Genomic DNA, 14,096 nt, shown 5'->3' with positions numbered 1-14,096 from the left:
GAAGGGGGATTTGATGGAAACCGAAGCTCTTATTGTAAAATATATAGATATTCTATCGGAAACGATGCGGCATTCTATGCGGAAATATAAAGAGGAAACAGACAGCGGAGATTTATTTAATCTAACAATAACACAGCTGCATTATCTCCATGCGATTAAGGAAATGGATGGCCCTACATTTAGACAGTTGGTAGAAAGGTTTAATGTCCAGAAATCCACGATTACGGATATTGTTAACCGGTTGATTAAACGTAATATAGTTTATAAAAAACAGTCAGAAGAAGACTTGCGAGTATTCCACGTATATCTAACAGAAAAGGGGAAGGAGCTTTTAGCGATCGAGAGCACGGGGTATTATCATTTTGCACTAAAGATGACTAAGTGCCTTGAAGACAATGAGAAAAAACAGTTTACAGAGCTTTTAAGAAAAATCGTAACTGAAATGGAAGGATAAAATTTTGATAAATAGTTAGTTAGGTGAAACTAATTTCAACAACTGAGCAGGAGGTTTTTTGTATGCGTTTAAAAGCTATATTAGTTAGTCTACTCGTTGTGTTGATGTCGGTGAGCGTTGCATTTGCGTCTACCAATGAAATAGGGACAGCTGTGCCACATAATTTAACCATGACAAAAGATAGGATCATTAAAGTTCGAGCAGTGGATACAATAAGTTCACAAAAAATCAAACAAAATGAGAAGGTGCATTTTAAGGTAATAGAGGACATAATGATTGATGACGTCGTAATAGTGCCTGTTAATACTGATGTTGAGGCTATCATCACGAAGATAAAAAAGGCTGGCCCTTGGGATAAAGATGGGGAGCTTGAAGTTGCTTTTTCCGAAGTAAAAACAAAAGATGGTCAGTCCATTCCTGTAATCGGTATGTTGCAATTGCGTGGTGATAAACCACAATTTTTAATAAAGTATTCGCTACTTGGTGTATTAGTTAAAGGAAAAGAAGCGGTAATAACAGCTGGAAAAGAAGTGGATTTAAAAATAAAGGAAGAAGTCGTGATTCGTGTGGATAACAGCCTTAATGAAAGCATATAGAAGTATAGATAATGGCTCTTTTGCATTATTTGTAGCGTTATACTAGAATGTGATATACTGACTACAAAGATTGCCCATATTTAGTGGGGTGAAACAAAATGCCTGAGTTACCTGCAATGCTTGAAGATATAAAAGTGCTGAAAAAATACTACACCAATGTAAGATTGGTCGACCCAGTGCGCAAGCAAGTCATAAACTATGATGATGCAGGCTGTATAATAGCTGATTTGGACAATGGGCAGGCTCAATGTTATAACCTTTGGCCAACTGGTCATATTTGTTTGAACTGCATTTCCATGCAGGCTGTACTTGAAAACGAAGCTTTTGTAAAATTCGAGTATGCAAATGGTAAGGTTTTTATGGTGACGGCAATGCCTATTCGTCATGGAGAGCGAGTTATTGCACTGGAACTGCTTAAAGATGTTAGGCATCTGGATATAGTGGAAAAATTGACAGAGAGCCTTGGAGAGCAAAAGCCGCTCGACATTCAATATTCCATAGCAAGACTGAATGAATTAATAGTAAAAGACGGTTTAACTCAAATTTATAACCGTAGATTCATAGACCAAAAATTACCGACGGAGATGATTAAAGCACAAGTGGAAAACGTTCCATTATCGGTAATAATGGCAGACATCGATAACTTTAGGCAAGTTAATGAACAGTATGGTCATGTAGTAGGCGATGATGCATTGAAGGCATTTTCAAAAAAGATAGGGAAACATATTCGCCTAGACAGTGGGGATTGGATGGCCCGCTATGGCGGAGAGGAGTTCCTTGTGTGCCTAGTGAATTGCCAGCAGGATGATGCCCTGCTGGTAGCGGATAGAATGCGAAAAGCAGTAGAAGGTATGGAAATACTTACTGCCGGACAAATATTGAAAATTACTGCAAGTTTTGGTGTGTATACATATTACAATCAAGATATAGATATGCGTCAACTAGTGGAACTCGCCGACAAAAACCTCTATGCGGCAAAGAAGAGTGGTCGAAATTCAGTTGTTGCTGGGTGAAAGACAGATTGTCTTGGGGTAGAGAAAAAGTCTTTTTTGTTGGAGGACGAACAGGTGGGGGTAAGAAGGGCATTATTAAAAGGACAGGTAAGGGCGACTTGTCAGTACAGATCATTTTCAATGAAAATAGTATAGAAAAGTAACAATACCCCCATAGGGAGCCGTAACAGGCATTCCCTATGGGGATATTTATTTAAGCCAGTGTCCACCAAAGGGCTTTATAAAGGACTCGTTAGTATTGGCCGGTTCTTTCCAGATAATCTTCCATTTTCATAAGACGGCTTTCGTTTAGGTCCTTATTCCGCTTACTGACAAGTGCGACAATGGTTTCCATATTCATTAGGAAACTTACATACGAATTGAAAAAGCTCATATTCTCAATACTGTTGATGATGACTTTTTCCGCGCCTTGGGCTATCGGTGCTGCGTAGCTATCTGTCATGGCAATAACTTTACACCCGGCATCTTTGGCCATTTCGGCTGCAAATATAGTGTCGCTGGAATACCGGTTAAAGGAGATCGCGATCAATACATCCTCAGCAGCCAAATCAATCAGACAGTCCACTAGCGGCTGATGGTTGCCAATGACTAAGACTTCTGGCCGGATGCAGGAGAGCATGACGCCAAACGAAGCGGCAAAGCCCGAGCAAGCACGAAACCCTACAATGAAAACTCGTTTTGCTTTAGAGATCAGTTCTGCGGCTTCGATAAATGTAGAATTTGAATCGTTCAAGATATCCTTTTTGATATTCCCTAGAATATTTTGCCGTAATGCTACTATTAGGTCAGAATCTGAAAGCTTTTCATATTGCTTGATCTTTTCATAGGGTATTTCCACCGGGGTATAATCAAGGTCATGTGCAGCCTGCTCCTGCTGGAAGGTCTTTTTAAATATAGTGAAATTTTCATAACCAAGTTTTTTGGAAAGACGTATTACGGAAGAAGCGCTTACACCGAGTCTTTCCGCGATTTCATTGGATGTGAGAAAGCAAGCTTGTTTTCTGTTTTTGAGCATAAAGTCCAAAACCGTTTTATCGTTACTGGAAAGCTCTGTCTTACAGGCGCGCTGTTCTATTGTTTCCGCCATACAATCACCCTTTTCTCTATGGTTTAGCTTTATTGTACGTGGTATTTAAATCTTATGTCAATAATGCAGGTAGAGTATGTTGACAAGAACTGATTGATAGGATAGTATTTGATTATAAATAATCTCACAATAACATATTATGATTATTTATAATCAATGATTTCAAGAAGGTATCTTATGCATAATCTAACTGAAGGCAATGTAACCAGGTGTATGGTGTCATTTTCCATACCACTCCTATTTGGTAATGCATTACAACAACTTTACAGCGCCGCTGCTGCAGTAATTGTAGGAAATTATGCAGGAAAGACGGCTCTTGCTGCGGTGGGCACAGCAGCTCCGATTATGAATATACTGATGTTCCTGATGGTTGGAATTACAATGGGTTCGTCAATTTTGATGTCTGAATTTTTTGGTGCCGCTGAACATGAAAAAGTGCGACAGGAAGAAGTTACATCAATCCTAAGTGGATTGATATTTACCATTGTACTTTCAGTTGCTATGATTTTTCTGATAAAACCGCTGCTCATCCTGATCAAAACGCCGGCTGAAATCATGCCGCAGGCAGAAGCGTATTTAGAAATCATTATTACTGGGCTCGTTTTTTCTTTTCTTTATAATATACTATCTTCGTCACTTCGTTCCATCGGAGACTCTGCAACACCGCTATTTTTCCTGATTTTCTCAGCCTTTATCAACATCGGTCTTGGTATTGTGTTGGTAAAGGATTTTGGGCTGGGTGTATGTGGTGCTGCTTATGCCACAGTAATATCCCAGGCCGTTTCCGCGTTACTTTGTATGGGGTATATTTATTGGAAGGTACCTATTCTTAGATTTCATGTCAGGGATTTAAAAATAAATTTTCCGTTGCTGGCCCAAACCGCGAGTTACAGTTCGGTGTCGGCAATCCAGCAAACATTTCTCTATGTCGGCATCTTTATTCTGCAGGGAGCTGTGAACCCGCTTGGCGTGGATGCAATTGCCGCTTACAATGCGGTTACGAGAATTGATGGCTTTATACTTGCCCCAACTGATAGTCTGGCACTTGCGTTAACAACCTTTATCTCCCAAAATCGGGGAGCTGGAAAGCTTGATCGGATTCGACAGGGTATGAAAAGTTCGGTTGTAATAGGATTAAGTTATTGTGGAATGCTGGCCGTTTCTGTTTTTTTCTCTGCGCAAACACTGATGACGTTTTTTCTCGATTCAGGAGAAGTCAGTGCCATTGAAGTCGGCATAAAATACCTAAAGATTATGGCTGCTTTTTATATCCTGCCTGCTTTTTGTAATTCGTTTCAGGGCTTTTTTCGGGGTCTTGGCAGGATGGACATTACGCTGTTTGCAACCATCATTCAGATTCCTGTACGGGTTATCTTTGCCTATATGCTTGTCGAGCACTTGGGACTAGCTGCGGTTGCCGTTGGCGTTACCGTGGGTTGGATTTGTATGATTGCATATGAGGCACACCAGTATCGCCAGTATCTATTAAGTGAAGGGAGCATGTAAAATCATGAAATCAGTTTATCTAAAAATAGAGGATTGCTGCGGGTGCAGTGCTTGTTACAGTGTTTGCACCAAACATGCCATTATCATGAAGTCGGACGCGGAAGGATTTTTATATCCGGAAATTGATCAATCACGTTGCGTTGATTGCGGCAGGTGTGCCGAAATCTGTCCAGTGACATATGAGGGCAACTACAAAGAAAGCGATATGCCTCGCTTTTACGTGGCGCGCCATAAATCCCAAGAGGTTTTGTGGAAATCCACATCCGGCGGTGCGTTTACCGCTATTTCTGATGCTATTCTTCGGCAGAACGGCGTTATTTATGGAGCAGATTATGACGAAGGGTTGCATGTTCTTCATCAGCGGGCGGAAACGTCCGAACAGCGGGATAGGATGCGGATTTCAAAATATGTGCAGAGCGACATGCGAGATACTTATGCTGCGATTAAGGCTGATTTGAAAGAGGGTCGCATGGTTCTTTTCACCGGAACTCCTTGTCAGGCTGCAGGGCTGCGTGGATTTATGGACAATTCACCGCTTGTGGATAGGCTGTATAGTTGTGATCTAATTTGCCACAGTATTCCAAGCCCACTAATCTGGGAAGAATATAAGCGGTTACTTGAACGGGAAAACGGTGGAAAGCTTGTCAGTGTACAATTTCGTTCGAAGAAGGATGGGTGGAGCCGTGCAAACAGCAACAAAGGGTTTCTCTTTACTACAGATAAAAGTTCTGAAATACAAGAGGATGATCGTTTTTACCAGCTATATTTTAAAGTAGGCGCCATCACACGCCCTTCTTGTTCGCAATGCCGCTTCACCGATATTTACCGTGCTTCTGATTTGACCATTGCGGATTATTGGGGAATTGAGAAATACAGCCCAGAATGGTTTGACCCGCTGGGGGTTTCGATGATCTTGGTGAATTCGCCCAAAGGTGCAGTACTTTTTGATCAATGCCAGCAAGATTTGGTTGCGGAAGAACGTCCGCAGGAAGAACCTCTTAACGAACAAAAACGCCTTCGTGAACCGACTAAATTTCCCGAAAACAGGAATCTTTTTTGGGAAGATTATAAACGGTTTGGCTTTGAATACGTTATTGGGAAAAAAGGATAAAGTGTTGACAATCAAGCGCCGCGAGATGGAAGCAAGACAGTAATTATACTCTAGAATATAGATAAATCCCGCTTTTAGGCCAATTGATATGCTACCCCTAGATAGGACAATGAAAAAACAAACTGTCTTATCTGGGGGTAATTTTATGCCACATAAAGAAAAAGTATCGATCGCTTTGAAGATAGATGCTTGCAAGAAGTATTTGGCAAAAAACATAAGCATAGCCGATATAGCAAATATCCTGGAAGTTGACCACAAAACAGTGAGTGGCTGGATTTGCCAGTACCAGTCAGAAGGTGAAGCTGGCTTAAAACCGCAGAAGAACAATCGAGTGTATCCACCGGAACTAAAGCTTGCAGCTGTGACCGATTATCTGCAAGGTAATGATTCCCTATTGGGTATTTGCAAGAAATACCAGATTCACTCTGATTTCCAATTGCGTCATTGGCTAAAGCAGTATAATGGACATGAGGAGTTCAAACTCCGGTCAGGAGGAAGTCGAATCATGTTGAAAGCTAGAAAGATGACGCAGAATGAGCGTGTGGAAATCGCCGAATACTGTCTTGCACATGATACGAATTATGGCGAAGCAGCCCTGAAATACCAGATATCGTACCAACAGGTATACCAGTGGACAAAAAAATACCTAGAAATGGGAAATGCAGGTCTGGAAGATCGGCGTGGGCATCGGGCCGGAACATTGCCAGGCCGTACCCCGCAAGAAGAACTACAGGCTGAAGTTGCCCAGTTGAAACACAAGAACTGGAGGCTGCAGATGGAGGTTGACGTGCTAAAAAAACTGAAGGAACTGGAAAGAAGGGATGTCTTGGCTTCACGCGCCAAGAACGAGAATATGAAGCCGTGAAAGCCTTAGCTGAAGATAGTCAACAGCATTACCCGGTTGAAATATTGTGTAAAATCCTGCATGTCAGCCGGTCTGCCTATTACCATTGGCGCAATGACGGCAAAAGCCTGCGTGAACAAGAAAACGAACGGCTAGCCAAAGAAGTTATGGAAATCCATGAGCAGCATCCGGATAAAGGGTACCGCCGGATTCGGGACGATCTAAATCGCAAATACAATGAACAGGTAAATGACAAACGCATCCTGCGGATTGCTCGGAAACTCCATATCCAGTCTACGATAAAGAACCCTCATAACTGTTGCACTCGCCGTGCATCAAATCCGGATTATATAGCAGATAATATCCTGAACCGCAAGTTCCATGCAGATTGCCCTAATGAAAAATGGCTGACGGATGTAAGTGAATTTAAATACTTTGAAGGTCCGGTTGTGCACAAGCTTTATCTGAGCGCCATATTGGATCTCTACGATCGCAGGATTGTGTCATTTGTATTAAGCGACCACAACGATAACCGGCTGGCGTTTGATACGTTCGATGCAGCAGCAAAAGCAGAACCTGCAGCACATCCGCTGTTTCACAGCGATCGCGGATTCCAGTATACGAGCCTCGGGTTTCACAAAAGACTCGTCAAACAGGAAATGACACAAAGCATGTCCCGTGTGGCCCACTGCATTGACAATGGTCCCATGGAGGGCTTCTGGGGAATACTGAAGCGCGAGATGTACTATACTCGGAAATTCACCAGTAGAACGGAATTAATGCATGCAATCCGTAGTTATATTCACTACTACAACTTAGACCGGTTACAACGAAACCTAGACGTTATGACACCTTATGAATACCACAAACATTACAGGGCTGCATAAGAAAAACAGCCCATCCAAACGGATGAGCTGTAAAGAAAATCTTTATATTTTTGATTGTCCTATTGACGGGGAGCACACCAAATAGGCCTGAAAGCGGGATTTTATAAGTAGGACGTGATATGTATCACTCTCTGCTTTGGTCAACTGGGGTAGGAGCAGTGCTCGGAAGTAGAAGGTTTTCAATATCTGCCTTCAAAATGGTCATAGCTGTTGTAATCTCATCTTTTTCCAGATAGTCAACTAATGCCAGGTGCAAATCCATGGTGGCAGAGTGCTTTTTCTGTACGAAAAAGATAGTCTGGATGTTCAACGCATCTTCCAAGAGTTTATAAGCGTAATGGTTGCCATAAATGGAGAACAATTTCAGATGAAACTGGCAGTTGTAGTGCCAGTGAGACATGAAATCATTGGACGGACAATTGATGTAGTCCACACAAGTGTTTCTCAGTTCTTTGATCCAGGATTCATCGATATAGTTGCAATAATTTTCCAAAAAAGAACATTCCAAAGCGGAACGGAATTTAATCACTTCCAACAACTGTTGTCCATTTGGCTGAAAAATTTTATATCCCTGCCTGGGAATGCTGGACAGGGTATGAGTTCCAGTCAATTGGGTAAGTGCCTCGCGTATTGGCGCACGACTCACCCCGTATTTTTCCATTAAAAATTTTTCGGTGAGGATTGTATCGGCGGGATATACTCCATTGATAATATCAGAAAATAAAGCATCATAAACTTGATCCTTTAAAGTATCAGAAATTTTTTTGCCCATAAAATATCTCCTTAATTGCATTGTCAAATTATTATATATTGAAAAAAAGGGTAAGTCAATATGAGATGGACATTAACTGCATAAATGCTAAATAAAACTACCGTTTCTGATCATATCACAAAACGTTAAATATAGTTAATTAAGGCTGAAATTACAATATTTATACAATAATATGTGTGGAAAAGTGTTAATTATATAAATAATTAAAAATATATTGACTATACTCATTACTCGTGATATGATCAGGACGTGGAAATAAGTATAGAATCACATGGTTAAATCCGGTAAATAACGCTGATGATAGGGGTTATTGCGGGTAATGTTGTGATCATATTAGAAAGAGGGGAAAAACATGATTGATAACAAAATTAGTATCAAAGGTGACCCAGTAGCTGACATTCAGAGAGGTGCAATTGGACATCGTGCAATCTGGACCGGTTTAACGTATAGCAAGGCCAGAGAAGCAGGAATGGCAGAACAAGCAGAAAAGTTCATTCGTGAAGCAATTTCGGAAACTGGTATGGTCCAGGGTTCTGCAATCAAAGCCCAATGTAAGGAGCCCCAAAATGTTACATGTTTTGCAGAAACTTTTCTAACTCCGAATGTCGTAAAGACTTTTGAAATTGAATTCAAGACCAAAACCGAAGATAGAGTGGATATGGAATTCCATCACTGCCCACTGCTGAAAGGATGGCAGGATTTAGGATTTGATGATGCGACTTGCGAGAAATTATGCGACATGGCTATGGATGGTGACAGAGGCATTGCCAAGGCCATGGGATTTGAATTTCATTTGGGAGATACCATCGCTAACGGTCACAGTACCTGTCAGATATCCTTTTTTAAAAAAGCTAAGTAATGCAGCATTGAAAAAAGGAGAACTCTTAATGGAGAAGATGAAATACGATAATTATGTTACGATACTAAAACGAGAATTGATTCCGGCTATGGGTTGCACAGAACCGATTGCCATTGCCTTTACAGCTGCAAAGGCAAGAGAAGTCCTTGGGCAGACACCCGAACGGATGGTTGTCCGCTGCAGCGGCAATATTATTAAAAATGTGAAGGGTGTTGTAGTACCTAACTCTGGCGGTCAGAAGGGCGTGGAAGTAGCAGCCATTTTGGGCGTTGTCGCAGGGAAGTCAGAATTGGAGCTTGAGGTCATCAGCCAAGTAAAACAGGAAGATATCGATACGACCAGAACGTTATATTGCCAGGGAATCTGTAGCTGTGAGCTGGAAGAAGGAGAAGAAAATCTTTTCATCCGCGCAGAGTTGACAGCCGGACAGGAAACGGCAGCTGTGGAAGTAAGAACCAAGCACAATCACATTGCCAGAATAGAAAAAAATGGTCAGTTGATATATGAAGAGGCTGATAGTGCAGTTCAAGAGTCTGGGGATAAGTCAAAACTCAATATTTGGGACATACTCCAGTTTGCCAATGAAGTGAATCTGGATGATGTAAGAGAAATCATCAGTAGACAGATTAAATATAATTCCGCCATATCAGAAGAAGGATTGACAAATAAATGGGGAGCCCAGGTGGGACAAACTTTCCTGAAATTTGGCAGTAACGATGTAAGAAGCAGGGCAAGAGCGGCAGCGGCAGCAGGTTCTGATGCGAGAATGAATGGCTGTGCTCTCCCGGTAGTTATCAACGCGGGAAGCGGCAATCAGGGGATCACTTGTACTATGCCGGTTGTCGTTTATGCTGAAGAAATTGGAGTAGATGAGGATACCCTGTACAGGGCGCTTATTCTGACTAACCTGCTGTCCCTTCACCAGAAACGTTATATTGGAAACCTATCTGCGTACTGCGGAGCCGTATCAGCTGGGGCGGCTGCGGCTTGCGGCATCGCTTATCTGAATGGTGCTGATTATGATGTCATTGGAAAGACACTTATCAATTCTTTAGGTAATGTGGGCGGCATTGTATGCGATGGAGCTAAGGCTTCTTGTGCGGCAAAGATTTCCAGTGCAGTAGATGCAGGCATTATGGGCTATGAAATGGCAAAACACGATTTGGTCTTTCCATTCGGAGAAGGACTTGTGGAAAAAGATTACGAACAGACAATTCAAAATATTGGCCGTATGGGCTGCCATGGCATGAAGTCCACCGATATAGAAATCCTTAATATTATGATAGGAAAGTAATTTCAGATCATGATATATAGATTAGAATATTTAATTTAACTAAATATGCAATCCATAGATTAAAGGGAGGAACGATATATGAAAAAACGTTGGGTAGTTTTAGCCGTATCCTGGATCGTATTTTTCGTGGCTTTTCTCGATCGGGTAAATTTGTCAGTCGCTATGCCCCTGATATCCAAGGAATTCTCATTATCTCCGGAACAAGTCGGTTATCTATTCAGTGCCTTTTTTATAACATATACTATCTTCCAAATACCCGGCGGCTATCTGAGTGATAAAGTTGGGCCTAAAAAGGTGCTACTTGTTGCCTTAATATGGTGGTCGATTATGACGATGGCTACAGGGGTAGCGCGTTCATTTTCCCAGTTTTTTATCGTACGTGTACTATTTGGTATCGGCGAAGGCCTTCAGCCGCCTTGCGCTTTCAAATTGAATAGTAACTGGTTTCCCAATCAGGAACGGGCAACTGCTAATGCAATCTTTACTTCCGCGTGTTCCTTCGGTCCTGCTATTGCGCCGTCAATCGCCGTGGCTATTATAGGTCTTTGGGGCTGGCATGCACTATTCTATATTTTTGGTGGATTGGGCTTTGTAATTCTTCCGTTATTGTACTTTTTAGTGAAAAATTCTCCTGAAGAGGATCCTGATATCACGCAAGAGGAACTTAATTATATTAAAAGTGGACAAGTAGAAATAGCACCGGCAGCATCAGACGAAACTAGCGTGGGGCTTATGAGTGTGCTGAAAAACCGAAATATTTGCCTGTTGGCTCTTACTTATTTTGGGTTTATGTGCGCATTCTTTGGTTTATTATCCTGGTTGCCGAGTTATTTAGTAAAAGCACGTGGTTTTGAAATGGTGAAAATGGGTATCTTCTCCGGATTACCGTTCTTAGCACTAGGTATCGCTCAACCATTTGGCGGCTGGCTTTCCGATAAAGTGTTTGCTGGTCACCGTAAAATGCAGGCAATTCTTGTGAATTTAGCAGCCGGGCCGGTGCTTTATGGTGTAGTCGCAGCCCCAACGGAAAATATTGCTATGGCACTTTTGGTTTGTACAGGATTTCTTGTAGGCATGGCGTTCGGTCCCTTGTGGGCTATGCCGATGGAATCGGTTAAACGCAGTTATGTTGGAATGGCGACCGGTGTTATGAATGCGGGTGGCAGTATAGGTGGTATCTTATCTCCAATTATAATCGGCTATTTGGTTGGTATGTCTGGTTATAATGCTGCATTCGTCTTTATGGGCGGCGCATTAGTTTTTACCGCATTAGTTGTATCCTTAGTTAAATTACCGCCGAAAGCGGATGCACGTCTTGCGTCGGCGACTGAAAATTAATTATGTTTTTGTGACAATCAAGGTGAAACTTTAGTTGAAAGAAGCGTACCAGGCAATGTGCCGGTACGCTTCTTAGTTATCTATGATTCGGTAACCGCTTCTCTACGAGTGGTCCAGCGGTAAATAATAATTGGCAAAATCAGCAGTGGCACACCAAGATACAATGAAGTTCTGAGTTCCTCGGTAAAGGCAACAAAGATCAGGCAAGCAATCTGCGCCCAAATGCCAAACTGAGTAATATACGGAAAAAGTGGTGCTTTATATTTTAGCTGGTGTACTTCATCCGGGCTAAGCTGCTTGCGGAAATTGTACTGACTATAGCAAATCGAAATCCAGGCAATGGCTCCGGTAAAGCCGGATAAAGCCAAAAGATAGGTGTAAATGCTTTGATCCTGGTCAAAAGTATATAACACTACCCCAAGCCAACAAACCGCAATGGACAATGCCGTGGCATTTTGTGGTACGCCTTGACTGTTGAGACGCCCCAAAAATTCGGGTGCCATCTTCTCTTGTGCCAGTGCATACAGCGCGCGTGTGCAGCCATACAAACCAGAATTTGAGCAGGAAATCGCTGCTGTCAAAACAACAAACGAGAAAATAGCGCCTGCCCATTCCAAACCATAAGCATTCAAGGCTGCAGCAAACACACTTTTTTCCAAGGTAGCTTTATCCCAGGGGAAAATAGTGACCAATAACAGCATGGGAACAATATAGAGCGAGATAATCCGCACAGTAATCTGTCTGATGGTAGCTGGAATGGTCTTGGCTGGTTCTTTACTTTCTGCTGCTGCCAGACCGATTATTTCCGATCCCTGGAAATTAACCAAAATAATTACCATGGTAAGCAGCACAGCCCAATAGCCTTCCGGCGCAAAACCGCCGCTGGACAACAGAACGTTTGTTCCGATAAAATCTCCGCCACCGATAGCCCCAAAGAAAATCATGATAGCTAAAACGCAAAAAATAAGGAGAGCAACAATCTTAATCAGCGCCAGCCAGAACTCCAATTCACCAAACAGATTGACCCGGGATAAATTTATAAAAGTAATTGCCAAACCAAACAGCACCACCCACCACATTGCGCTCACTGCCGGAAAAAAGCCGTTCATAATAATGCCGGCAGCAATCATTTCGGATGGTACATAGGTTACCCAGGTTAGCCAGTAACACCAGCCTACACCACATGCCCAGGCCGGTGATATATAGTCACGGGTGTAACTGATAAACGAACCGGCAATTGGCCGGGCCACCGCCAATTCACCCAAACATACCATAACAGCATAAACAATCAAACCGCCCAACAGGTAGGCCAAAACTGATGCCGGGCCGGCTTTGCCAACCACATACCCACTGCCTAAAAAATAGCCGCTGCCGATAATCCCCCCAAGGGCAATCATTTGCAAATGTCGGCTTTTAAGCCCTCGATTTAATTGTCTCGGGGTATCCTGTTCCTCCAACTATCATTCCTCCAGTATTGTACAAAATGCTTTCGGAATGATTATAGCACAATGATTTTTCCTGGCAATGGTATTTATGAAAAATTCCCTTGAATATACAAAAAACAAGATATTTATTTGGCAGGAAAAGGAATTAATTATATCGAACCTATAATTAACCAAACAATTTTTGAACAAGCGGTATGTGAAGTTGCTTGATTTGGAATAAACGGAAGTATTAACTGGTAGTCAATAGTACGAAACCGCTGAAAAAAGAACAGGAGAGGAAAAATATGCGCAAAATAATCATTATCAGAGCATGTATCATGCTTATTTTAGTCATGACATGTGTTACTGCCATCGTGAGTGCGGCAAGTATTGAGCAAAAGCGTCAATCAATCCGCGACATGGCTAATGAAACCTTGGGAAGGTTGTATCAGGAACATCCGGCCGCCAAGGAGGCCATCGAAAATGGTGCAGGATATGCTGTATTCAGCAACCATGGGGTAAAAATCCTGTTATTTGGGAGCGGTCATGGTAAGGGGGTAGCTATTAATAAGAATAGTGGCCGGGAAGTTTTCATGAAAAAAAGTGAAATTGGGATTGGGCTGGGTCTGGGCGTAAAAGATTATAGCGATATATTTGTCTTTGAAACCGAAAAAGACTTTGCGCGTTTTATTGATCAAGGCTGGACTTTCGGCGGGCAAGCTACTGTAGTGGCAAGTGATGGTGTAAATGGCGGCGGTTTTCAGGGAGCTGTCTGTATTTGGCCAGGCGCATGGCTGTATCAATTGACTGACAAAGGACTTGCGCTTGAACTCACCGGACAGGGAACCCGGTATTACAAAGATAACGAACTTAACGACCGTTAACATTATAGAGAAAACAAGGTTACGGCA

At 42.2% G+C, this 14,096-nt stretch carries 14 protein-coding genes; 11 read left to right on the top strand and 3 right to left on the bottom strand.

The genetic code is table 11. The features are described from left to right. Positions 1-13 precede the first annotated feature (13 nt). The 3 genes from ACZ449_RS18435 (at position 14) to ACZ449_RS18425 (ending at position 2,063) form a co-directional block, all read left to right on the top strand. The gene (locus ACZ449_RS18435; protein WP_464257520.1) at positions 14-454 is read left to right on the top strand and encodes a MarR family winged helix-turn-helix transcriptional regulator; all 441 of its coding nucleotides are present in this window, start codon (positions 14-16) and stop codon (positions 452-454) included. Positions 455-516: 62 nt separating this feature from the next. Further along, the gene (locus ACZ449_RS18430) at positions 517-1,050 is read left to right on the top strand and encodes a hypothetical protein (RefSeq protein WP_464257519.1); all 534 of its coding nucleotides are present in this window, start codon (positions 517-519) and stop codon (positions 1,048-1,050) included. 98 nt (positions 1,051-1,148) lie between these two features. Further along, the gene (locus tag ACZ449_RS18425) at positions 1,149-2,063 is read left to right on the top strand and encodes a GGDEF domain-containing protein (RefSeq protein ID WP_464257518.1); all 915 of its coding nucleotides are present in this window, start codon (positions 1,149-1,151) and stop codon (positions 2,061-2,063) included. Positions 2,064-2,295: 232 nt separating this feature from the next. Here ACZ449_RS18425 and ACZ449_RS18420 read toward each other — a convergent pair whose 3' ends face one another. Next, positions 2,296-3,150 (bottom strand): MurR/RpiR family transcriptional regulator, encoded by an 855-nt coding sequence (locus ACZ449_RS18420; RefSeq protein WP_464257517.1) that lies wholly within the window; start codon positions 3,148-3,150, stop codon positions 2,296-2,298. A 177-nt stretch (positions 3,151-3,327) separates the two neighbouring features. Here ACZ449_RS18420 and ACZ449_RS18415 point away from each other — a divergent pair, with 177 nt between their 5' ends. The 4 genes from ACZ449_RS18415 to ACZ449_RS18400 all read left to right on the top strand — a co-directional run bounded on the left by ACZ449_RS18415 (position 3,328) and on the right by ACZ449_RS18400 (position 7,498). Further along, positions 3,328-4,656: an MATE family efflux transporter gene (locus ACZ449_RS18415; RefSeq protein WP_464257516.1), complete on the top strand. Its 1,329-nt coding sequence runs from the start codon at positions 3,328-3,330 to the stop codon at positions 4,654-4,656. Between the two features lie 4 nt (positions 4,657-4,660). After that, positions 4,661-5,767 (top strand): Coenzyme F420 hydrogenase/dehydrogenase, beta subunit C-terminal domain, encoded by a 1,107-nt coding sequence (locus tag ACZ449_RS18410; RefSeq protein WP_464257515.1) that lies wholly within the window; start codon positions 4,661-4,663, stop codon positions 5,765-5,767. 145 nt (positions 5,768-5,912) lie between these two features. Further along, entirely contained in the window at positions 5,913-6,632 is a 720-nt protein-coding gene (locus tag ACZ449_RS18405; protein ID WP_464257514.1) for a transposase, read from the top strand. Beyond that, a complete protein-coding gene (locus ACZ449_RS18400; RefSeq protein ID WP_464257513.1) occupies positions 6,629-7,498 on the top strand; it encodes an IS3 family transposase in 870 nt (289 codons plus the stop codon). The genes ACZ449_RS18405 and ACZ449_RS18400 overlap by 4 nt, the downstream gene beginning before the upstream one ends. A 124-nt stretch (positions 7,499-7,622) precedes the next feature. Here ACZ449_RS18400 and ACZ449_RS18395 read toward each other — a convergent pair whose 3' ends face one another. Next, positions 7,623-8,270: a GntR family transcriptional regulator gene (locus tag ACZ449_RS18395; RefSeq protein WP_464257512.1), complete on the bottom strand. Its 648-nt coding sequence runs from the start codon at positions 8,268-8,270 to the stop codon at positions 7,623-7,625. Between the two features lie 352 nt (positions 8,271-8,622). Here ACZ449_RS18395 and ACZ449_RS18390 point away from each other — a divergent pair, with 352 nt between their 5' ends. The 3 genes from ACZ449_RS18390 (at position 8,623) to ACZ449_RS18380 (ending at position 11,761) form a co-directional block, all read left to right on the top strand. Continuing rightward, entirely contained in the window at positions 8,623-9,129 is a 507-nt protein-coding gene (locus tag ACZ449_RS18390; RefSeq protein ID WP_464257511.1) for an L-2-amino-thiazoline-4-carboxylic acid hydrolase, read from the top strand. Between the two features lie 28 nt (positions 9,130-9,157). Next, the gene (locus tag ACZ449_RS18385) at positions 9,158-10,423 is read left to right on the top strand and encodes an L-cysteine desulfidase family protein (protein WP_464257510.1); all 1,266 of its coding nucleotides are present in this window, start codon (positions 9,158-9,160) and stop codon (positions 10,421-10,423) included. A gap of 78 nt (positions 10,424-10,501) precedes the next feature. Then, positions 10,502-11,761 carry an MFS transporter gene (locus tag ACZ449_RS18380; protein WP_464257509.1) on the top strand — a complete coding sequence of 420 codons (1,260 nt, stop codon included), beginning with the start codon at positions 10,502-10,504 and terminating at the stop codon, positions 11,759-11,761. 80 nt (positions 11,762-11,841) lie between these two features. Here ACZ449_RS18380 and ACZ449_RS18375 read toward each other — a convergent pair whose 3' ends face one another. Then, the gene (locus ACZ449_RS18375; protein ID WP_464261903.1) at positions 11,842-13,158 is read right to left on the bottom strand and encodes an amino acid permease; all 1,317 of its coding nucleotides are present in this window, start codon (positions 13,156-13,158) and stop codon (positions 11,842-11,844) included. A gap of 332 nt (positions 13,159-13,490) precedes the next feature. Here ACZ449_RS18375 and ACZ449_RS18370 point away from each other — a divergent pair, with 332 nt between their 5' ends. Beyond that, entirely contained in the window at positions 13,491-14,069 is a 579-nt protein-coding gene (locus tag ACZ449_RS18370) for a lipid-binding SYLF domain-containing protein (protein WP_464257508.1), read from the top strand. Positions 14,070-14,096: the final 27 nt, after the last annotated feature.

Source organism: Desulfosporomusa polytropa (genome assembly GCF_055380075.1).
The sequence above is the reverse complement of the archived record's forward strand: the minus strand, read 5'-3'. Positions and strand labels throughout refer to the sequence as shown.